The organism is Polaribacter sp. Q13, from assembly GCF_016858305.2.
GTDB lineage: Bacteria > Bacteroidota > Bacteroidia > Flavobacteriales > Flavobacteriaceae > Polaribacter.
The window spans coordinates 1,731,342-1,754,882 of record NZ_CP074436.1 but is presented as its reverse complement, the minus strand read 5'-3'; the positions used below and the strand labels follow the sequence as shown (position 1 = coordinate 1,754,882).

15 protein-coding genes and 3 tRNA genes are annotated in these 23,541 nt (G+C 29.9%); 9 read left to right on the top strand and 9 right to left on the bottom strand.

What is annotated here, in order from left to right; translation table 11 throughout:
* Positions 1 to 103 precede the first annotated feature (103 nt).
* A complete protein-coding gene (locus JOP69_RS07335) occupies positions 104 to 2,668 on the bottom strand; it encodes an ATP-dependent Clp protease ATP-binding subunit (RefSeq protein WP_203394955.1) in 2,565 nt (854 codons plus the stop codon).
* 274 nt (positions 2,669 to 2,942) lie between these two features.
* Between JOP69_RS07335 and gyrA the strand changes: the two genes are divergently transcribed.
* Together gyrA and JOP69_RS07325 are read left to right on the top strand one after the other, a co-directional pair.
* A complete protein-coding gene (gene gyrA, locus JOP69_RS07330) occupies positions 2,943 to 5,459 on the top strand; it encodes a DNA gyrase subunit A (protein ID WP_203394954.1) in 2,517 nt (838 codons plus the stop codon).
* A gap of 22 nt (positions 5,460 to 5,481) precedes the next feature.
* A complete protein-coding gene (locus JOP69_RS07325; RefSeq protein ID WP_203394953.1) occupies positions 5,482 to 6,726 on the top strand; it encodes a tetratricopeptide repeat protein in 1,245 nt (414 codons plus the stop codon).
* A 77-nt stretch (positions 6,727 to 6,803) separates the two neighbouring features.
* Here JOP69_RS07325 and JOP69_RS07320 read toward each other — a convergent pair whose 3' ends face one another.
* Positions 6,804 to 7,574, bottom strand: a complete 771-nt coding sequence (locus tag JOP69_RS07320; protein WP_203394952.1) for a C40 family peptidase — start codon at positions 7,572 to 7,574, stop codon at positions 6,804 to 6,806.
* Between the two features lie 41 nt (positions 7,575 to 7,615).
* The gene (locus tag JOP69_RS07315) at positions 7,616 to 8,791 is read right to left on the bottom strand and encodes an acetyl-CoA C-acyltransferase (RefSeq protein ID WP_203394951.1); all 1,176 of its coding nucleotides are present in this window, start codon (positions 8,789 to 8,791) and stop codon (positions 7,616 to 7,618) included.
* 134 nt (positions 8,792 to 8,925) lie between these two features.
* On the opposite strand from JOP69_RS07315, the gene JOP69_RS07310 reads away from it, so the two are divergent.
* The 7 genes from JOP69_RS07310 to JOP69_RS07280 all read left to right on the top strand — a co-directional run bounded on the left by JOP69_RS07310 (position 8,926) and on the right by JOP69_RS07280 (position 18,707).
* A complete protein-coding gene (locus tag JOP69_RS07310) occupies positions 8,926 to 10,989 on the top strand; it encodes an HD family phosphohydrolase (protein ID WP_203394950.1) in 2,064 nt (687 codons plus the stop codon).
* A 105-nt stretch (positions 10,990 to 11,094) separates the two neighbouring features.
* Positions 11,095 to 11,176: transfer RNA gene (locus JOP69_RS07305), tRNA-Ser, on the top strand.
* A gap of 15 nt (positions 11,177 to 11,191) precedes the next feature.
* Positions 11,192 to 11,266: transfer RNA gene (locus JOP69_RS07300), tRNA-Pro, on the top strand.
* Positions 11,267 to 11,296: 30 nt separating this feature from the next.
* Positions 11,297 to 11,370 (top strand) — tRNA-Arg (locus JOP69_RS07295).
* A gap of 287 nt (positions 11,371 to 11,657) precedes the next feature.
* On the top strand, positions 11,658 to 14,825 hold the full coding sequence (locus tag JOP69_RS07290) for a site-specific DNA-methyltransferase (RefSeq protein WP_203394949.1): 3,168 nt from the start codon (positions 11,658 to 11,660) through the stop codon (positions 14,823 to 14,825).
* Positions 14,826 to 14,833: 8 nt separating this feature from the next.
* Positions 14,834 to 17,875, top strand: coding sequence for a DEAD/DEAH box helicase family protein (locus JOP69_RS07285; protein WP_203394948.1), 3,042 nt, complete (start codon positions 14,834 to 14,836; stop codon positions 17,873 to 17,875).
* A 19-nt stretch (positions 17,876 to 17,894) separates the two neighbouring features.
* The gene (locus JOP69_RS07280; protein WP_203394947.1) at positions 17,895 to 18,707 is read left to right on the top strand and encodes a hypothetical protein; all 813 of its coding nucleotides are present in this window, start codon (positions 17,895 to 17,897) and stop codon (positions 18,705 to 18,707) included.
* A gap of 251 nt (positions 18,708 to 18,958) precedes the next feature.
* Here JOP69_RS07280 and JOP69_RS07275 read toward each other — a convergent pair whose 3' ends face one another.
* From JOP69_RS07275 to JOP69_RS07250, 6 genes are all read right to left on the bottom strand, one after another.
* Positions 18,959 to 19,708 (bottom strand): relaxase/mobilization nuclease domain-containing protein, encoded by a 750-nt coding sequence (locus JOP69_RS07275; protein ID WP_203394946.1) that lies wholly within the window; start codon positions 19,706 to 19,708, stop codon positions 18,959 to 18,961.
* Positions 19,698 to 20,312, bottom strand: coding sequence for a hypothetical protein (locus JOP69_RS07270; RefSeq protein ID WP_203394945.1), 615 nt, complete (start codon positions 20,310 to 20,312; stop codon positions 19,698 to 19,700). The genes JOP69_RS07275 and JOP69_RS07270 overlap by 11 nt, the downstream gene beginning before the upstream one ends.
* Before the next feature lie 9 nt (positions 20,313 to 20,321).
* Positions 20,322 to 20,663, bottom strand: coding sequence for a plasmid mobilization relaxosome protein MobC (gene mobC / locus JOP69_RS07265; RefSeq protein ID WP_203394944.1), 342 nt, complete (start codon positions 20,661 to 20,663; stop codon positions 20,322 to 20,324).
* Between the two features lie 125 nt (positions 20,664 to 20,788).
* Positions 20,789 to 21,631 (bottom strand): toprim domain-containing protein, encoded by an 843-nt coding sequence (locus tag JOP69_RS07260; protein ID WP_203394943.1) that lies wholly within the window; start codon positions 21,629 to 21,631, stop codon positions 20,789 to 20,791.
* 221 nt (positions 21,632 to 21,852) lie between these two features.
* Positions 21,853 to 23,058, bottom strand: a complete 1,206-nt coding sequence (locus tag JOP69_RS07255; protein WP_203394942.1) for a primase-helicase family protein — start codon at positions 23,056 to 23,058, stop codon at positions 21,853 to 21,855.
* Positions 23,059 to 23,162: 104 nt separating this feature from the next.
* On the bottom strand, positions 23,163 to 23,462 hold the full coding sequence (locus JOP69_RS07250) for a helix-turn-helix domain-containing protein (RefSeq protein WP_203394941.1): 300 nt from the start codon (positions 23,460 to 23,462) through the stop codon (positions 23,163 to 23,165).
* Positions 23,463 to 23,541 lie beyond the last annotated feature (79 nt).

Sequence of the window (23,541 nt, the reverse complement as noted above, 5' to 3'; positions counted from 1 at the left end):
TTAGAATTTGGCAAAGTTAAGGTATTTGAATTAATAGGCAATCGTGCAGGATTTGTAGTTTTATAAAAAAAATCCCAAACTTTCGTTTGGGACTTTTTTAATTTTAAGATTCAGTTTCTGTTCTTGTTTCGGGCTTCTTTTCGCCTTTTTCAATGGTAATGGTGAGTTTGTTTTCTTTTTCATCCAAATCCATATGTATGGTATCACCTTCGTAGAGTTTAGAATTTACAATTTCTTCTGCTAACGCATCTTCAATGTATTTCTGTATGGCTCTTTTAAGTGGTCTTGCACCATACTTTTTGTCAAAACCTTTGTCTGCTATGTAATCTTTTGCTTTTTCGCTTAAGTTTAAAGTATAGCCTAAATCAGAAATTCTATGTAATAGTTTGTCTAATTCTATATCTATAATTTTATGAATATCATTTCTTTCTAAAGCGTTAAATACAATTACATCATCTATTCTGTTTAAAAACTCCGGAGCAAAAGATTTCTTTAAAGCACCTTCTAGTACAGATTTAGCATGTTCATCTGCTTGTGCAGTTTTAGAAGAGGTACCGAAACCTACACCGCCACCAAAGTCTTTTAATTGACGTGCACCAATATTAGAAGTCATAATAATTATGGTGTTTCTAAAATCTATTTTACGTCCTAAACTATCTGTAATATGTCCATCATCTAATATTTGTAATAACATATTAAACACATCTGGATGCGCTTTTTCTATTTCATCTAACAAGACTACAGAATACGGTTTTCTTCTAACTTTTTCAGTTAACTGTCCACCTTCTTCATAACCAACATAACCTGGAGGAGCTCCAATTAAACGAGAAATAGCAAATTTTTCCATGTATTCACTCATGTCAATTCTAATTAAAGAATCGTCAGAATCGAATAACTCACGAGCTAAAACTTTAGCCAATTGCGTTTTTCCAACACCCGTTTGTCCTAAGAAAATAAAAGATCCAATTGGTTTGTTCGGGTCTTTTAATCCAACTCTATTACGCTGAATGGCTTTTACTACTTTAGTAACCGCTTCATTTTGTCCAATTACTTTTCCTTTTATTAAGTCTGGTAATTCATGTAATCTACTTGTTTCTGCTTCTGCAACTCTGTTAACAGGGATTCCTGTCATCATAGAAACTACTTCAGCAACATTATCTTCGGTTACAATTTCTCTATTTAATTTAGAATCTTCTTCCCATTGGTTTTGAGCAGAATTTAAAGCAGCTTCCATGTTTTTTTCATCATCTCGCAACTTAGCAGCCTCTTCGTATTTCTGTCCGTTTACTGCTTTGGTTTTCTGTTCTCTAATAATTTCTAATTGCGATTCTAATTCTAAAACTTGTTGCGGAACCACAATATTAGTAATATGAATTCTAGAACCCGCTTCATCTAAAGCATCAATAGCTTTGTCTGGTAGGTATCTATCGGTCATGTATCTGTTTGTTAATTTTACACAAGCTTCTATAGCAGCATCTGTATAATTTACATGATGATGTTCTTCGTATTTATTTTTTATGTTTTGTAAAATCTGTATGGTTTCTTCAACAGAAGTCGGATCTACAATTACCTTTTGAAAACGACGCTCTAACGCGCCATCTTTTTCGATATTTGTTCTAAATTCATCCAATGTAGTTGCACCAATACATTGTATTTCTCCTCTTGCTAAAGCAGGTTTTAACATGTTAGAAGCATCTAAAGAACCTGTTGCTCCACCAGCACCAACAATGGTGTGAATTTCATCTATAAAAAGAATGATATCATCATTTTTTTCAAGCTCATTCATTAAGGCTTTCATACGTTCTTCAAACTGACCACGGTATTTTGTACCCGCAACTAAGCTTGCTAAATCTAAAGAAACAATACGTTTGTCAAATAAAATTCTTGAAACTTTTCTTTCAATAATTCGCAAAGCTAAACCTTCTGCAATGGCAGATTTACCAACACCAGGTTCTCCAATTAACATTGGATTGTTTTTCTTTCTTCGACTTAAAATTTGAGAGACTCTTTCTATTTCTTTTTGTCTACCAACAACAGGGTCTAATTTTCCTTTTTCTGCTAAATCGGTTAAATCTCTACCAAAATTATCTAATACCGGAGTCTTCGATTTTTTTACAGTTTTTCCCTTTTGAGGTTGGTCAAATGGGTTAGATTTATCGGAAGCATACTCGTCATCTGAAGGAGTTTCTGCAATTGGGCTAATAGGAAGGTCTGCCTCAGTATCATCTACATGTAATTGTTTGTAAAGCGTTTTAGCTTCATCATAATTTACATGAAATTTATGAATTAATTTGGTGGCAGGGTCATTCTCATTTCTTAAGATACATAATAATAAATGAGCAGTATCGATTGCTTCACTTTGATATAATTTTGCCTCTAAAAAAGTTGTTTTTAAAGCCTTTTCAGCTTGTCTTGTTAGTCGTAAGTTTGGCTTATCTGTACTTTCTAAAAAAGTAGGGTTTGCAGGGTTTAATTGCTCTAGTTTTTTACGCAATAAAATTAAATCAACATCAAATGCTGTTAATATATCTATTGCTTTTCCTTCGCCTTTTCTTAATAAACCGAGTAAAAGATGTTCCGTTCCAATAAATTCTTGCCCTAAACGTAGCGCTTCTTCTTTACTGAAAGTAATTACATCTCTGACCTTTGGTGAAAAATTTTCGTCCATATTTCTTTCTGTCTATAATTGATGTGTTGTAAATTTAGTCCTTTTTTTTTATAGATAATTACAAAAAAGGTGCCAATGGTAAAATACTGACAGTTTGACTATGATACCAAGGTAGAAAACTCTTGTAAATCAAGCAAATAAATTAATGTTAAAAATTATGAAAAAATGTTGATAACTCTACTCAATTACAAGTATTAAAACCTTTGTAAAAACAAGGAAAAATAGTAACTTGCCTTGTTTTAAAAAAATGACGTAAAATTAATCAAATATAAATATGGCAGACGGAGAAAAGTTAATTCCGATTAACATTGAAGAGCAGATGAAAGCTGCGTACATCGATTACTCGATGTCAGTAATTGTTTCAAGAGCATTACCAGATGTAAGAGATGGTTTAAAGCCAGTTCATAGAAGGGTTTTGTTTGGTATGCATGAGTTAGGAATTAAAGCTACAGGTTCGTATAAAAAGTCCGCAAGAATTGTTGGGGAAGTTTTAGGTAAGTATCACCCACACGGAGATACTTCTGTGTACGATTCTATGGTGCGTATGGCGCAGAACTGGAGTGTACGTTATATGATGGTTGACGGTCAAGGGAACTTTGGTTCTGTAGATGGAGATTCGCCAGCAGCAATGCGTTATACTGAGGTTAGAATGCAAAAAATATCAGAAGACATGTTGGCTGATATTGAAAAAGAAACAGTAGATCATCGTTTAAATTTTGATGATACTTTGCAAGAACCAACTGTTTTACCAACTCGTATTCCCAATTTATTGGTAAACGGAGCATCTGGTATTGCGGTAGGTATGGCTACAAATATGGCGCCTCATAATATAACGGAAGTTATAAACGGTACCATGGCATATATTGATAATAGAGATATTGAGATAGATGAATTAATGCAGCATATTACGGCACCAGATTTTCCTACAGGAGGAATTATTTATGGTTATGATGGTGTTAGAGAGGCTTTTCATACTGGTCGTGGACGTATTGTAATGCGTGCTAAAGCTGTTATTGAAGAGGTTAAAGGACGTGAGTGTATTATTGTTACAGAGATCCCTTACCAAGTGAATAAAGCAGACATGATTAAAAAAACTGCTGATTTGGTAAATGATAAAAAAATATCTGGAATTGCCAATATTCGTGATGAGTCTGATAGAAACGGAATGCGTATTGTGTATATTTTAAAACGTGATGCTATTCCTAATATCGTATTAAATAAATTATTTAAATACACACAATTACAAACTTCTTTTAGTGTAAATAATATTGCATTGGTAAAAGGAAGACCAGAGCAATTAAACTTAAAACAATTAATTCATTATTTTGTTGAACATAGACATGAAGTTATTGTTCGTAGAACAGAATTTTTACTAAGAAAAGCAGAGGCAAGAGCACATATCTTAGAAGGATTAATTATTGCATCTGATAATATAGATGAAGTAATTAAAATTATTAGAGCTTCTAATAATGCAGATGAAGCTAGAGAGAGTTTAATTGAGCGTTTTGAGTTGTCAGAAATTCAAGCAAAAGCAATTGTAGAAATGCGTTTGCGTCAATTAACAGGACTAGAACAAGATAAATTACGTGCTGAGTTTGATGAAATTATGTTAACGATAACTGATTTAAAAGATATTTTAGCAAACGAACCAAGACGTTACGATATTATAAAAGAAGAATTATCCCTAATTAGAGATAAATATGGTGATGAACGTAGATCTGTAATAGAATATGCGGGTGGAGATATGCGTATTGAAGATATGATTCCGGATACAAAGGTGGTGGTTACCATTTCTAATGCAGGATATTTAAAGCGTACAAACTTAGAAGAGTATAAAGTTCAGAATAGAGGAGGTAGAGGTCAAAAAGGAGCAACTACCAGAAATGAAGATTTCTTAGAGCATTTATTTGTAGGTACAAATCACCAATATATGATGTTCTTTACGCAGAAAGGAAAAGTATTCTGGATGCGCGTATATGAAATTCCAGAAGGAGGTAAGAATACCAAAGGTAGAGCAATGCAAAACCTTATTAATATAGAGCAAGATGATAGTGTAAAAGCTTTCTTGGTAACAGAAGACTTAAAGGATGAAGACTATGTAAATAGCCATTATGTTATTATGGCAACTAAAAAAGGTCAGGTTAAAAAGACTTCTTTAGAGCAATATTCTAGACCAAGAACTAATGGTATTAATGCAATTACTATTAAAGAAGGAGATGAGTTATTAGAGGCGAAGTTAACTACTGGAGACAGTCAGGTTATGTTGGCTTTAGCGTCTGGTAAATCTATCCGTTTCGAAGAAGCTAAAACCCGACCAATGGGAAGAACTGCTTCTGGTGTTAGAGGAATTACTTTACAACATGAAAATGATGAGGTAATTGGTATGGTTGCTGTAAATGATATGGAAAGTAATATACTTGTTGTATCTGAAAAAGGATACGGTAAACGTTCTAAATTAGAAGATTATCGTGTTACAAATCGTGGAGGTAAAGGGGTGAAAACTTTAAATATTTCTGAAAAAACGGGTAATTTAGTCGCTATTAAAAATGTAGATGATTCTAATGATTTAATGATTATTAATAAATCTGGATTAACAATTAGAATGGCTGTAGAAGATTTAAGAGTTATGGGGCGTGCAACACAAGGTGTTCGTTTAATAAATATTAAAGATTCAGATAGTATTGCCGCTGTTGCAAAAGTTGTCCATGAAGAAGAGGTAGAAGAAGAAGTTGAAGGTGAAACAGAGAATGGCACGGAAATTGAAAATGATTCAAATGAAAATCAAGAATAACAATAAATTAATAATTAGTAAGATGAAAAATCAAATATTAGCGTTAACGGTTGGCTTATTATCAATAGCTTCTTATGCGCAAAAAGACGAAATAAAAGCTGCGGAAAAGGCAATTAAAAAAGGGCAGTTTAAAGAGGCGAAAGCAGCATTAGCTGGATTAAAAGCTACAGAAGATTCAATGGATCCAAAATACAAAGCAAAATATTACTTTTTAAAAGGAACTGCTATTGGAAAATCTGATGTTAAAAAAGCTGCTGAAGCATATAATAAATTAATTTCTTATGAAAAAGAAATAGGTAAACCTAAGTATACTAAAGAAGCACAGCCTAAATTGTCAGAGTTAGTACAGTTTACTTCTAAAAAAGCAATTGATTTTTATAATAATAAGGACTATGCAAAAGCAACTAATAATTTTTATTTAACATATGTATTAAGTCCTACTGATACTTCGTTTTTATACAATGCAGCTTTAAGTTCTTCTTTGGCTAAAGATTATGATGGTGCTTTAAAATATTATAAAGAGTTACAGGATGTTAATTATACAGGTATTGCTACACAGTATATTGCCGTAAATAAAGAAACAGGTAAAGAAGAAAATTTAGGTACCAAAGCAAATAGAGATGCTATGGTTAAGTTTGGTAAATACATAAAACCTAGTAATAAAACAACTGAATCTAAACAAGCAGAAATTATTAAAAACATTGGTTATATATATGTAAACCAAGGAAAACCAGAATTAGCTGTTGCAGCTTTAGAAGAAGCTAGAAAAGCAAATCCTAAGGATTTAAATTTACTATTAAATCAGGCGCAAATGTATATTCAGCTAGAAAAAATGGATAAGTTTGGAGAATTAATGAAGGAGGCTGTAAAAATGGATCCTACAAATCCTACCTTGTTTTTTAATTTAGGTGTTGTTAGTGCTCAAGAAAAACATATTGAAGAGGCTATTGGTTTTTATAAAAAGGCTATAGAATTGAATCCAGAATATGGAGATGCTTATTTAAATTTAGGTGTTACTGTTTTAAATAAAAGAATTGATGTTATTAATGAGATGAATGAAAATTTATCGAACGAAAAAAAATACACAGAATTAGAAGGTGAGTTAAAAGTGATCTGTAAGGAAGCTTTACCTTATATTATAAAAGCAGATAATCTTAGTAGAACAGAAGGTACCGTAAGCACATTGTTAAATATTTACGATACTTTAGAAATGACTTCTGAAGCAGATGCTTTAAGACCAATTTACAAGGAAATGAAAGGTCAATAGTTAAGACTTTTAAGGATAAAAAAAACCGGAACTAATTTTAGTTTCGGTTTTTTTTATATTAAATTTTTATAAAAAAATTATATCATTTTTTTTATAATTCTTAATTTGTGCGTGTGTTTTTGAAGTTCTGCATTAAAAATACCACTATGGTCTAAAGTATCTATTCTTACTTTACCATGAGCATGTATAATATGGTAATCACTTAAAATAATACCTACATGTATAATTTCTCCTTCTTCATTGTCAAAAAAAGCTAAATCACCAGCTTCACTTTCTTCAATAAAACTTAAAACGTCACCTTGGGTAGCTTGCTGTTTTGCATCTCTTAAAAGTTTGTGTCCACAAAGTTTATAAACCATTTGTGTAAAACCCGAACAATCAATTCCAAAAGGCGTTTTTCCTCCCCATAAAAATGGAGAATTTAAATAATTGAAAGCAGTTTGTGCAATGTTTTTTTTAGATTTTTCTTCAGATAAAACAGCTCCTTCATATATATATAAATCTGAGTTTATTTGAAGTTTACCAGCATTGTAAAAAGGTAAATTTGCACCTAAAGGAATTGTGGTTAATTCATTTTTGCTATTGGTAATAAAATCTATCATTTCTCCTGAAAAATACTGTTTTTCAGTTTTTAATTTAAAATAGAAACCTTCTGTAATTTCTAGGTATTGCTTATTGTCTATAAAGCCTTCATAGTTATCAAAAGTCAAACGAATTTTACTCCATTCTTTTTGTTTTTCTATCACTTTAAAAGTTTCACCAAATAAAATCTGACTAGTCATTTCTGATTGGTCTGATTCTTCTGCTCTTAAAGGAACAATGCTTAAGTTACAAATGCCGTATAACAAGTTGTGAGTTTTGAGTGGTAAGTTTTAAATAAAATATTTTATTAAATTCTTTCTATAATAAATGCACTTGCTCCACCGCCACCATTACAGATTGCAGCAGCTCCAATTTTAGCATTATTTTGTTTTAAGATAGAAGTTAAAGCAATTACTATTCTTGCTCCAGAAACCCCTAACGGATGCCCTAAAGAAACAGCACCACCATTTACATTTACTTTATCATTTGAGATGCCTAAAATCTTCATATTAGCTAATCCAACAACAGAAAATGCCTCGTTTAATTCAAAATAATCTACATCATCAATAGAAATATTTGCTTTAGCAAAGGCTTTGGGGAGTGCTTTAGAAGGTGCTGTAGTAAACCACTCTGGTTCATGAGCAGCATCTGCATAACTTCTTATTTTTGCAATAGGTGTAATGTTTAATTCTTTCGCTTTTTCAGCAGACATTAAAACCAATGCAGCACCACCATCATTAATTGTAGAGGCATTTGCAGCGGTAACTGTTCCGTCTTTTGTAAACGCAGGTCTTAGTGTAGGAATTTTATCCATTCTTACATTCTTGTATTCTTCGTCTTCAGAAAAGATAATAGGTTCTCCACGTCTTTGAGGAATTTCAACAGGTACAATTTCATCAGCATATTTTCCATCACTCCATGCTTTTGCAGATCTATTATAAGATTGTATTGCAAATGCATCTTGATCTTCTCTAGAAAAACCATATTCAGTAGCACAAGTATCTGCACAAATACCCATAGGTATATGATTATAAGCATCAACCAAACCATCTTTTTGTAAACCATCTTCCATGGTTATTGGTCCAAATTTAGAGCCTTTCCTTGCATGTTGATAATGAGGAATAGAACTCATGTTTTCCATACCACCTGCAACAACGATAGACGCATCACCTAAAGCGATTGTTTGAGCTGCTAGCATAATAGATTTCATGCCAGAAGCACATACTTTGTTTACTGTGGTACATGGTACTGTATTAGGAATTCCTGCAAAAATGGCTGCTTGTCTTGCCGGAGCCTGACCTAAACCTGCAGAAACTACATTTCCCATGAAAACCTCTTCAACCAAATTGGGGTTTAAGCTTATTTTTTCTAATGCTCCTTTTATAGCGATTGCACCTAATTTAGGGGCAGGAATGGTAGATAAACTTCCCATGAAACTTCCAATAGGAGTTCTGGCTACAGATACAATTACGACTTCTTTCATAAATATAGTATTTACTGTGAGTAAGATTTGTCGCGCTAAATTAACTATTTTTAATCAATTTTAGTTTTATTAATCAACTTGAATTTTTGAGCGTGACTTTTTTATGGTAAGTTTGTAGTAAGAAGATAAAATCTATGAGTAATATAGTTAATAAACTGTACCAAAACAACGCCATTATTTATAAGGTAATATTGTTTTTAGTTGCCACAATTGCAATTGTTTATTTGTTTCCAAAAGGGGGGCAATTTAAATATGATTTTAATAATGGGCAACTTTGGAAATATGATAATTTATATGCCCCTTTTGATTTTGCTATTCAGAAAACCGAAGAAGAAATTACGAACGAGAAAAAGGAGATTACTGTAAATTCAAAAATGTATTTTTTATATGATTTTGATGTAGAAAATAATGTAAAGTTAAATTATAAAAGAAGAATATCTCTTATAAAGGAATCTGACTCATTAAATGTAGATGAGGTTAAAAGGTTATCAGAAATTGGTCAAAAAGTAATTGATAATGTTTACAGAAAAGGTTTCTTAGATGTAGCAAGCCAAGATAGGGTTTCTAATAAAAATGAAATAGTTGCCATTAGAAAAGGAAATGAGGTAGAAGATATCTTATTTAAAAACCTTTTAACCTCTAGGGAAGTATTAGAGATTATTAGAAGTAATTTAGAAAAGGAAAAATCTTTTTATGGTAAAAAAGTATTATTAGATTTGTTATCAGAAATTATTAAACCTAATGTTTCTTTTGATAATTTATATACAGAAAAAGTAATAGATAACTCCATAAAAAACATTTCTTATACCAAGGGAAAAGTTGAATCTGGAAAGTTAATTATATTAAAAGGAGATGTTGTTGAAGGGAAAAAACTAGCCATCTTAAATTCTTTAAAAAGTGAATCTGAGTCTAAAGTTTGGACCGACTCAAATTATAATTGGATTATTCTGGGATATACCATCTTAGTTTCACTTGCTTTATTTATGCTTTTATTATTTTTGTATAAGTATAGAATAGAAATATATCATAACAATAACAAAGTTACTTTTATCTTTTTTAATGTTTTTTCAATGATTTTTATACAAACATTGGTTATTAAGTACAATGCAGATTATTTATATGTTGTTCCTTTAAGTGTGCTTCCAATAGTTTTAAAAGCTTTTTTTGATGCCCGTTTAGGTTTATTTACCCATGTTTTAACCGTGTTACTTTTAGGGTATATTGTGCCTAATAGTTTCGAGTTTATATATTTACATATTATTGCGGGTATGGTAACCATACTTACTGTTTCTGAATTGTATAAGAGAGCAAATTTATTTATTTCAGTTGCTCAGATTACATTAATTTATATGCTTACCTACTTTGCTTTTTCTATAATTAGAGAAGGAAATGCATCTCAAATAAACGGACAATACTTTTTGCTTTTTGCAGCAAACGGGTTGTTGTCTTTTTTATCGATCATTTTAATATATATGTATGAAAAAGTATTCGGTTTGGTCTCTGACGTTACCTTGTTAGAACTTTCTAATACCAATACAAAGCTTTTAAGAGAGTTAAATGAAAAAGCACCCGGTACATTTCAACACTCAATGCAAGTGGCTAATTTAGCCGAAGCTGCAGCCAATGAAATTGGAGCAAATTCTATGCTGATAAGAACAGGTGCATTGTATCATGATATTGGTAAAATGTTAAATCCAATGTATTTTACAGAGAATCAGTCTACAGGTGTAAATCCTCATAATGATTTATCACCCGGAGATAGTTCTAAAATTATTACAGATCATGTTATAAAAGGTGTAGAATTAGCTAAGAAATATAAGTTACCAGATAGAATTATAGATTTTATAAGAACACATCATGGAACCAGTTCTACCTACTATTTTTACATGAAAGAAAAAGAATTAAACCCAGATGTTGTGGTAGATATTAAAAAATTCCAATACCAAGGCCCAATACCCTTTTCAAAAGAGACGGCTATCTTAATGATGTGTGATGCTTCTGAAGCAGCTTCTAAAAGTTTAACAAAACCTACAGCTTTGTCTGTTAGTAATTTGATTGATAAAATCATTAGTAAGCAAATGGCTGATAATCAGTTTTTAAATTCGGATATTACCTTTCGAGAAATAGAAATGATAAAGAAGGTTATCAAGAAAAAACTCATGAATATTTATCATTTAAGAGTAGAATATCCTGAGTAGGAAAAAATATTTTCAAAAAAAATGAAAAAAGTCTTGTGTAATCCTTTTTCTAGTCTTAAATTTGCACTCGCAATTTCAGTGCAGGCTTTTAGTCTGACAACGAAAGGAGAGATGGCAGAGTGGTAATGCAGCAGATTGCTAATCTGTCGACCTTAGGGTCGCCAGGGTTCGAGTCCCTGTCTCTCCGCTAAGAAATTGCACTCGGGGTGTAGCGTAGCCCGGTCATCGCGCCTCGTTTGGGACGAGGAGGTCGCAGGTTCGAATCCTGCCACCCCGACACAGTTGGTCGTAACAACTTAAAAATTACGGGCTCTTAGCTCAGCTGGATAGAGCACCTCCCTTCTAAGGAGGCGGTCGAAGGTTCGAATCCTTCAGGGCTCACTTAAAGTCTTCTTAACCTATCGGTTTTGAAGACTTTTTTGTTTTTAGGGGGACGAGATAGGGGGCTGAAATCACTTTGTTAATTCTAACTACTTATTAAATGCTATAGATATTAGACATTCAATTAGTTGTTTACTTCCGATTTTATTAATGATTGAGGTTTTTAGAAAATATGTGTTTTTTTAATTTTTTGAAAGTTGAATAATTAAAGTGAATATTTACGTCGTTTGGACAAAAATATTTATATTTTTAACTTTTACAAGAACAAAAAACATCCTGCCATAACAATGTCAAAATCAATAGATAACTTAAGATACTTCCTTAAAGAAATGTTCCAATTCAATGAAAATGATTTGGACTTTGGTATTTATAAAATATACAACCTTAAACGTAACCACATAGAAAGCTTTATTGATGGAGATAATCCTAACGATTTAGCACCAACTATTGAAGAAACTTTAAAAGAAGTAAATCTTGCAAATCAAAAAACAGATGCTATAGATTTAGAAAATTTTCTAAAAAAACTAAATCAAGAAAATCTTCTTAATGACCCAGAAGCTAATTACAAACAATTAGAGTTATTTATTAGTACAGAACAAAATCAAGACAAGAAAACTAAACTTACAGAAACCTTAAACACGTTATCTAAATCAGAAGGCATAACAGACGAGCTAAAAGACAAAATCTACAATCATATACTTGGTTTCTTCCAGATGTATTATTCTAATGGAGATTTTGGCTATAATGATCGTAGCAGAGACTTATACAAAGTGCCTTACGAAGCAGATTATAATGGTAGTGATACAATGTTTCATTGGAAACACAAAGGCAGCTTATACATTAAAACAGGTACATCTTTCAACGCTATAAAGTTTGATTTAAATGGCAAGAAAATAGAATACCGTTTAGAAACAAATGAAAATAGCGAAGAGGAAGGAACAAGCCAAAACAACAATAAAGACAGCCAATTAAAACATTATCGTTTTGATAGAATTGAAAAAGTAAAAGACAAAGCGACTAAAGAAACTATTTATCAAGTTGTTTTTAATCTTTCTGATGCATCTACCTCTAAAGTAGAAATTTTTAAAGCTATTTATAAAGAAGTATTTAAAGAAACAGCGATTGACAAATATCTTGAATACACTAAAGACGATAAAACCAAACAAGTCTTTGTAGACCTAACTAAAGACTTTGATAAAGTACAAAACGGTGCAATAAAAGGTTTGTCTGCTTTACGTCAAAAGAAACTGAAAATTGAAAAAGAAGTAAAAAACAATTTTGATAGAGGTGTACGCTTATATGATGAAGAAACAAAACAGTTTACAGATGAAACTTTAAAATCACTCTATACATTAGACCAAAAACTAAACAGTTTCTACATTGGTAATGATGCTGATTATTTTATACACGAAAATCTAAACGAGTTTTTAACCAATGAGAAAAACAGATACGTTAAAAATTACATTTTTGATGATTTGGAAAGCATATACGCAGGTAAATTAGATAATACAACCTTACTAATAGCAAAAGCATTTGATAAAGTAGGTACACGTATTATAGAGTTTTTAAGTACTATTGAAGATTTTCAAAAACACTTATTTACCAAAAAGAAAAAAGTAGTAGAAAGCGAGTATTGTATCACAGCAGATTATATAGATGAAAACTACTACCAAGAAATTTTAGAAAACAAAACGCAACTAAAAGAGTGGCAAAATCTTTTTTCTTTAGAAATTAAAACTATTGAAGATATAAAAGCCAACCCAACTTTAGTGTTAGATACCAAATGCTTTAAACAAATAGACGGCACTAACCCATTTAAAGACAAAATAATATCTGAAATTGATGATTTAGATGATAAAACCAATGGTGTATTATTTAAGTCTGAGAATCACCAAGGGCTAAATTTTATAGAAACTAAATTTTTATCAAAAATAGATTGTATTTATATTGATCCACCTTATAATACAGGGGATGATGGTTTTGCTTATAAGGATAATTTCAAACATAGTTCTTGGATAACTATGATGGAAAACCGTTTGTTTAAGGCAAAAAAGGTTTTAGATAAAGGTGGGTTAATATTTATAAACATCGGCGAACAGGAGTATTTTAGATTAAAATCATTATTAGAAGAAGTTTTTGGTAATAATTCAATATCTACTCTTATTTGGAAAAAGAAAAAGCAACCATCGTTCCTCTCACAGGTCGGAACAATGACGGATTACATATTCGTATATGCTAAAGACAAAGCTCTAATTAAAAAACTATCCATAGACAAAGCAAGTGATGGCACAAGAAGGGTGGATAATGCTTCAAATCCTATTTCTGAAATGCTAATTTTAAAAGGGATTGAAAGTAAGGGGTTAAAAGTAGGTGTAATTAAAAAAGGTATATATCAGAATAAATCTATGTCGACAGAATATCTTGAAGACGTAGTAATAAAAGATGGAATTGTTCAAAATGATTTTAAGGTTAAAGCTAATTTTAGAAATAAACAAGAAGCCATAACTTTATTTAGCAGAGAAAAACTTATTTATATAACTGAAAAATATTCTTTTAGAAGGTATCCTACAGATGAGGAAATGTCAAGAAATAAAAGCATTTCTAACCTTTTGACCGATTGGGGTGATAATCAGGATAGTAATAAAGAAAAAGAAAATTTATATAATGATTTAGGTGAATTTCCTTACCCAAAACCAACTAAATTAATTGAAAACATTGTCAAATCAATTATTAATCCAAACGCATTTGTCCTTGATTTCTTTGGAGGTACAGGAACTACTGCTCATTCTGTTTTAAACTTGAATAAAAATGAAGGTAAAAGAAAATATATGCTTATGGAAATGGGAGACTATTTTGATAAAGTTTTGACTAAAAGAGTTGTCAGAAGAATATTTAGTGAGAATTGGCAAAACTGTAAACCATTAGATAATAATGGTTCGTTGAAACATATCTTTAAATACCAAGTATTAGAGCAATACGAAGATGTATTAGATAATTTACAAGTATATAAAGGAGCATTACCAGAAAACTTGCCTATTAAATATTTATACAAACCAGAAGAAAATAGTTTAGATACTACATTAAATTTATTTACTCCATTTAGCAACACTATTAATTATGGGCAACCTACACAAAAAGGTTTTATAGACCTTACAGAAACCTATAATTATTTACAAGGGTATTTTATAAAGTCTATTAAAACGTATGAGTTAAATAAGAAATACTACAAAGTAATAGAAACAACCAATGGTGTATTAGTTATTTGGCGAGATATTGCTATAAATGAAGATGACAGCACGCAAATAATTGAAATAACTTCTAAACACACTAACATTCATACAATAGAGGTAAATGCAGAATTTGCAACACTTACTTTAGATAAAAGCAATCATCTTAAAGTAGGTGATGAAGATATTGAACTAAAAATTATTTCTAAAGAAATCTTTAACCAATAATAAACGCAATGGAGTTAAAATTATACAACCATCTGCGTAAAGAAGGGTTAACGCATCCAGACGTAGATTTTAGAGAAACAGTATATCAAGATAAATTAGAGTTATATGATACTACTTTAGGTTTAGATAACGATATTTTAAGTAGTGTACAAAAGCATTTAAAAAACTACAATAGTTATTTAAAAAACAATCAAGAGCAAGAGGTAACTTTACGTTATTATCAAATATTAGCGCTATACTTTACAGAGTTGTATCTCACTAAAAAAGAAGAACACGATTTTATATTTTCTAAAGAAAGTTTAGCGTATTGGATGGCTACAGGAAGTGGTAAAACCATCATAATGCATCTTAATATTTTACAATACATAGCACATTGTAAAAATTTTAGAGATTTTGAAATTATAATGACAACCCCTGGTGTAAATCTTATAGACCAACACGAAAGAGAATTAACACCTTTTATTGAGTTTCTAAATACAAAATATCGTAATGCGGTTCGGTTAACAATTGATACTACAGCTGCTTTATTAAACAAGCCAAATGATTTTTTCGACTTTCCTGAAAGCAAATCCTACCGAAGATTAATATTGGTAGATGAAGCACATATTGGTTTAAGTACAACTGGGAATACAGGTACAGATGGTGCTTTTATGACATTACGGAAGCGTTTAAATATAGAAAACAGTTTCTTGTTTGAGTATTCTGCAACCTTTCATAACATTAGTGGAGATTTAGAAAAAGATTACGAAAAGTCAATAGTGTACGATTATAACTATAACTTATTTTACAAAGATGGGTATGGTAAAGATTATTACTTTCAGCAAGTAGGTGATGACGTTTTAGAGAAAAGTTTTGATGATAATCTACATCGAAATCTATCTGTAATTAATGAAAAGATAGACTTATGGCATCACATAGATTATTCCATTCAAAAAGACATATTTAAAGCCTCACAGCATCCAGACAAGCCTTTAATTGCTTTTATGGGTAATACGGTTAACAACAAAGATAAATCTGCTAAAAACGAAGACCCAGAGGTTTCAGATATTACAAACATTGTCAACTTTTTAGCTGATTTATCTGATGAGCAAAAAGTAACCTATAAATACCTTTTTAATGAAGAGTTTACAGGTAAACTTACGCTAACACGAAATCCAGAAACTGATGATGAAATTCTAATGTCTTATGGTAATGGTGGTTATTGGGGAATTGTAAATGTAGGTAATGGAGCAAAGTTTATCAACGATTTAGATAATGATAACGTCATAAAAAATCCAAGAGATAAGGTAATTGTATCTAATATAGAACGCTATTCATTTAAAAATATAGACAGTCAAAACTCACCGATAAACGTATTAATTGGTAGTAGAAAATTTGCAGAAGGTTGGAACTGTTTTAGAGTATCTGTAATTGGTTTAATTAATTTAGGAAGTTCAAAAGGGAATAAGATTATTCAAATATTTGGAAGAGGTGTTCGTATCAAAGGTTTAAAAAATAATGGTAAGCGTACCTTTCCAGCACATAATGAAGATTACTTTAAATTAAAGAATACAAAAGAAGAAGATAAACTTCGTAAAATAGAGACACTAACAGTTTTTTCACTTAAAAAATCATATTTAGAAACCTTTACAGGTGCAGTAAATAAAGAGTTAGAAATTGTAAAGAAATATGAAATTGAGGTAAATCCAAGTATCATAAAACTAAATGATAATACAGAAATTAAGTTTGAAGAATTTAGAAAGCGTATTCCTATTTTTAAATTATCTAAAGTTGAAATTGCACAACGCAGAGTAGCTTTATTGTCAAATAATAGTTTTAAAGTGCAGTTCTATCAAAACGGCGTTAGTAAAGACGATACAGTAAATAATTTTTCAATCAATTTAGATTACAGACCAGATAGAAATAAAGAAGGTGTAAACATTAAAGGGGAGCTCTCAAATTTCTTAAAGGATTATATTGTCTTTATTAATCTAAATAAATTACAAAATATTATTTCAGAGTTTCAAGATGATAATGGGTTGTATATCAATACAAATAGTAAGCAATTAAGCATTAATGATGTTCTTACTTTCATTACTGAAATAAAGTATAAATCATCTTTAGATACAACTAATATTGAACTAATTGAAAATGTGGTTACACAGGTAACCGTAGATTTTTTAAAGAAATTAAAAAACAAAGTAAATTGGTATATTAATAATAGTAATTACGAATATGAAGAGCCATTAAATCAAAGTACAGTAAAATTAAAAGGTGACTTTATTGATAAATATTACATAATTAAAACAATAGAATCTACTAAAGAGTCAAGAGGTAAAACTACGTTTAAAAAGCAAAAAGAAATAGATGAAGAAGTAACTGCTTTTGAAAATGAAATTGATGCCATAGCTGAAAGTTTAAAAATTGATACTATAGGCAATCATATTTATAATCCTTTATTAAGAGAAGTACGTAATAATGTTGATGGTGAGAAAGATTTAAAAATTACACCAGATAAATTAAATGCAGGAGAAAAGAAATTTGTGCAAGATGCAGCTAATTACTTTAAAGATAATACAAGGTTTAAAGCGTATGAAATCTATTTAATGCGTAATGTAGAAACCTTAAAAAGCATAGGGATTTATCTAAATGACGATTCACAAGTGTTTTATCCAGACTTTATATTATGGATGATAAAAGGAGATACCATTTATATCAATTTTATTGATCCAAAAGGGCAAATGGGTATGCAAGATGCAACAACACTTTTAGATAATGAAAAAGTGAAAATTGCAGATAAAGTAAATAATGACACGTTAGTTAGATTGGAAAAAGAACTATCAGCAACACATAACAAAACCTTTATTTTAAACTCATTTTTATTGTTAAGAGATAGTTCTGTATTAGGTTTGAATAAACCAAATGATTGGGTCAAAGAAAATTTAATAGATAAAAATATTTTTAGATTGAATTGGCACGATACTGATGAAAAGGAAAATATAGTAGATGTTGATAAATTACCAAATGATAAAAATTACTTGGATTTAATAATAGAAGGGATAAATAATTGAATTTAATAACAAGTTTAAAATGGCAAAAGTTAGGTTAAGAAAAGTTTATGGTAAAGTAAAGCCTCACGTTATTTGTGATACTAATGTTTGGTATTCTATTGCTTCATCTACTTATAGTAAGCCAGAAGATGTATTATTAATACCTACGGCTTTTTCACTTGAAGAATTAGCTACTTCAACAATGATGGCGCATCATACCAAATACTATCAAGATGTTTTAAAAGCTATTTACAACAATTGTGGTCCTATAATTCCTGAAAACCCATTTGATTTTGTTTTAATGAATAATGATTCAAGATATGATGCAAATGAACAACCAACAAAGCAAATATTAAAAGGTTTTTCATCCATAATGGAGCTTCAGTTAGGTGAAGAGGGAGTTGATGAAGATTTAAGAAGTGAAATTATTGAAGATTGTAAAGACAGTAGAAGACCTTCAAGTGAGTTTGCTGCTTTAGGTAATGATGAATTATTAACCATAAGAAAAAGTATAAATACAGGTATTGGTCAAAAAGAACATTTAAAAAAAGACCCTACATTAATTAATAGAGAGTTTGTAAAGTATATGTTCGATGTTTATGCGAGTAATAAAAAATATACTATAGATTGGGGTAAATTTGATTGGTCGAAAATTGAATTATTTATGGTAGTTACAGAGGTTTTCTTTAAAAAGTTAGAAACCACAAAAAATATGAAAATTGACCAAAACGATATAGTTGATTGGTTTAATTTGTTATATGTTACTCCAGAGGATAAATACTTAACATTTGAAAAAAAGTGGAGGAAGTATATTTTAGATGATGGTCGGATTAAACATTATTTATATTTTTAACACGAGGAGTAGGATAAATACTGTTTTTTACGTTTTAAAAATGATTTGATTTTTCTCTTCATAGCAATACTGAAAAAATCAGATTATTTTTAAAATGAGCCATAGCGGCAGGCGACACACACACACATAGTAGTTTGTATGTTTATTTAAAAGTATAAGTGTATTTTTATATAAGGTTATAAGTTTACAAAAATATAAAGCTATAAATGTATACTTATAGCTTTATATATTGTTCTTTCTCATTAAAAGAATCACCTTTTAAAACCTCTGTATTTTTTGTTCATCTGTTTTTCTTGTTCCTCATATGATAATTGTTTTTCAATTCCTTTTAAAGAATATTTTCTATCAATATCAGAACCTTTTATATAAACCCCTTTTTCATCTATAAAGCCAATTCCTCTTCCTTTTTTAGTTTTAATTCCCATATTTTTTAAATGAAACTCAAAATCTTCAAAAGAATCAGATTGATTAATAGCTGATGCAATTTTTTCTTTTAATGGTGCAATTCTTTTATCATTTTTAATGAAAATTTCTTGTTTTTTTACAGCTTCCAAAACCCGTTTTACTTGTCTTAGTTTGTACTTTAATTCAATCTCTCTGCAAAAGTCCATATTCTGATAATGGGTATAACCATCCTTTACAGCTAAATTATTAGATTGAATACGTGATGCTACAATATGAATATGTTCCTTATTCGAACCTTCTTCATGCATATACACAGCATAAGGATTCTCTTGAAAACCAATCTTCTTAGCATAATCCATAGAGATGTCAATCCAATCTTGGGTATTTAATTTTCCTTTGTCTTCTGGAGCAATTCTTATTTTGATATGAAAAGTATTTTTTACGCATCTATCATTAAGAGCGTTGTTTCTTTCCATCTGAGAGTTTATTTCAGTACTATTTCCAATACATTTATTGGAAGCTATTAATTCTCCTCCACGTTCACAATAAGCGAGTGCATTTGATAAATAGGCTACGGGTTCTAGTTTAGCGATCATTATTGTCAAGTAAATTTAATTCTTCTTTTAATTCTTGCTTTCTTATTTCTCGTTGATAAGTGCTTAAAAGTGTATGATATTCTTTCATAAATAAGGTGTCTTTTTGTTGAACCTTTTTTAGAATTTCATTAGCATTAATAATTTTATCGTTGTTTAATTGTTTTAAATAAACAAAATTATAAAAAACTAGATATTCTTCTCTTTCTTTACTTAACGAACTTTTTTCTATAAAATAAGTAGGAAGATATTTTAAAGAACTCCATATAATAAGTAAGCTAAAAAGCATAATGATTAATGTTTTAGGTTTAAAATGTGATTTACGACCTAGTAAACTGAATTCAGTATAATTATTTACATTAGGAGTTACTGCGTTTTCTTTTATAGAATCAATAATTTCTTTTCTAGTATTTAGATTTTTTTGTCCGAGTACAGATTGGTTACTGATAGTTATTTCTATTAATTCTTTTAGCTGCTTATTCTCTTTTGAGATAACATCACTTAATTCATTTTGGTCTTTTTTATTTACATCTTTAGAAATAGCATCTAATTTATCCACTACTTTTTGCATTAAAGTAAAGATGGCTGTGTTTGTGTTTTCTTCCATAATATTGGTTTATAATTTTGAATTGATTTCTATAATGTGGTTGTTGATTTGTTTAATTTCATTCAAAACAACCTGTTGGTCTGCGATTAAGAATTGGGCATCTGAATTTAATTTTTTTGCTATCTGATTTAAATTATTTCCAATTCTAATTAAGGAAGTCAAATATTTCTTAGTATCTAAATCATGTACTTTTTTTGTGAATATTGGTTTGCCCAATTTTTCTAAAACTGCATTTCTGTAAAAAAAAGAAGGTTTTATTTGTAATGATTCACATTGAATTTTAATGATTTCTTTATCCTCTGCATTGAGGTAAAAAACGACTTTTACTTTATTGTTTAAATTTGATTTCATTTTTCTTTTGTTTTTTTCTTATGAACATTTTCTGTGAATAAGCCAGCGGGTTTTGATTTCTTTTTAGGGCACGAAGTAGGCACTAAAAAGGAATTAAAGCCACGACTGGCAAAGAACTAACTGTATTAATTTCGACACGCTAAATAGCTATTTAGGTCATTGTATTTTTTATAATAGACTCTATTGTCTATCGTTTTACTATTTGTATTTTTTATTAAAAAATTGGTGGCTTTATTTCCGCTTTCATCGTTATCAAAGAACAGTTTTATTGCATTGTAATTATCCAATAAACCAATCGTTTTTTTGACTAAAGAAGTAGAGTTAAGTATGATGAAATTTTCTTTCGGAATTTTATTTTTTAGAGTAAAATATGAGAGTAGATCAGACCAAGATTCAAATACTGAAACAACGTTAGAATTATTGTTTATGGTTGTAATTTCTTTTTTTCCTAAGCAACCTTTAAAAAATTTATTTCTAATTTCAAATCCACCTACATCATTCATAAATCCAATACCATAGTTTTCTTTACTATTAGAAAAAGAATAATGAACTTGAAAACAAAATTGTTTTGCAAACTGCAAATTGATTTTCCTAATGCTTAAATAATCCAATAATTTTTGATTTGTTAATTCAGTTACTTTGTTAATAGAGTAGGTGGGTTTTTGCTCGCTTATAATTTGTTTTGTTTGCTGGTGAATAGAAAAAGTATCTTTAGATAAAATGTCTAAAGCTTCTTTAATTGAACAATTATTGTATTTCATTACAAAATCAATGATTGTTCCTCCAATACCAGAACTATGGCAAAAGAAGATGTTTTTAGAAATATTAGTTTTAAGTGAGGGGGTTCTTTCGTTTTCTCTAAAAGGGGAGTAAAACCAAACTTCTTTAGTATTGGTTTTGCCTATTCTAAAACCTTGTTTTTTTAGATAAGAAACTAGGTCTATTAGCTTTGCTTTTTTACAATTCATTAGTTGTTATTTTGTGTAAATTAAAAACGATTAAAAGTTGATGATTTGATGACGATTCTCTTGTAACCTTTTATTTATATAGGTTAATAGTGTCATCACTTTATCATCAGATCATCAACTTTAATTTTATTCTGTCATCAGTGTTTTTCTTGATGACGTTTTGATGACAGTTTTGATGATGGAAAATCCCTTATTATTACTGAGTTTAAAGTATATAAAGATTAGTCTGTCATCAGGTCATCAAAGTTTTTGCTTAAAAAACTTTTTTGAATCGTAAAATATCTGCCTTTTGTGTCTAAAAGTATGATTTCACCATCGCTAAGAATTACGAATTTTTGGTACTTGAAAGAGTTGTTTTTTTGCTCAATTTTCCAATCTTTTTTTAGCAATACTCGAAGCTGAGTTAAGTCTGTTTTAACCCTTGTTTTTCCAAGAGCATTTAACAAGTCCATTAAGCTAAAATGGACTTCGTCTAGCTCGAATTTTTCCATTATGCTAAAAAGAAGGTGTGCTATTTCTTTTTCAACTCTATTTCTATTATTGTTTACTAATTTCTTTAAAGCAGGTGTGTAAATTTGTTTTGCAGTAAACCACATTCTAGTTTTTCTTTCACTAGCAAATTCTCTATTAAGTGTAAATTGTAGAAAGGCAGGAATTTCGTCAATTAATTTATTTACAAAATTTACATCTTCAACTTTTATTTTTGGAACTTTAATCACCCAAAACCTAGTTTCATCAGAATCTATTTTAATAAAAGAATCTTCTTTATTACTGCACATAATAAACTTACCAAAAAAGTCTACTTCAAAACGTTCCTTTCCTTTTGCTTCAATTTTGTTTTTGTTAGAGGTTGATAAATATTTTATTTTTTCTGTAATTTCTTCTTTTTGTAGGAAAGCTTCGTCTAAGGCAAGTAATAATTTATTACCCCAATCAAGATTAAAATTGCTGTTTAAAGAATGACTATCTAAATAACTCATATTATGTCCAAAGACTTCTTTAAGATATTTTAAAAATGAGCTTTTACCTGTAGAACGTTGTATACTGACCAGACATAAAACAGGTAATATTTGCGAAGGATGTTCGTATAAAAGCTTAAAGTAGTCTAAGCCAAATTCATACTGAGAACCAAAAATGTGTTTAAAAAATAAAAGAGTGTTTTTAACATCACCTTTTTTAGGTGTATAGGTCAATGGTGAATAGGTATTGTAAAAACCATGAACTTTTTTAGTGTACTCAAAATGATTAGGGAAACATATTTTTCCGTTATATTTTGGTATTTTATCTAAATACTTTCTACCATGGTCTTGTATAATAGTAGAAACATCCCATTTTATTAGAACTTCATTAAATTGATTGTTTATAGTTGGGACTTGTACAGTTTTATAAAAGGATGTACCAATCCTTGAATATGGCATATCAGACATATCTATAGAATTTATCCGTATATTTGTCTTATGACAATACGGTAGTTAATATTGTTTTTTTTGAAAATATTATAATGCAATGAGTTCGTACCTCATTGCATTTTTTATAGGCGATTAAAATCTTTAGGATGATTTTTAGCGTATGCCAATAATTCAGCCTTAGAATAAAAAATAGTTCCTTGAATTTGATAATAAGGAATCTTATTTTTCTTCTTCCACTTTATTAAAGTTTGGACGCTCCTATTAAGCATTTTTGCAGCTTGTTGCTGACTGAGTCTATCTTCTTCAGGTATTTCTTTTTGAGGAAGAGATTTTGATGAAGTTTTATTAAACTTCTGAAGTAGTCTTCCGAAAATTCTTTCTAGTTGTTCTTCGGAGAATGCGTATAGTGTATTACCGCTCATAGTTATTAAGTGTTAAATGTTATTATGATTTTTTCAACACTGTAAATTTGAGGTATTAATCATCTTTTTAACTTGTATC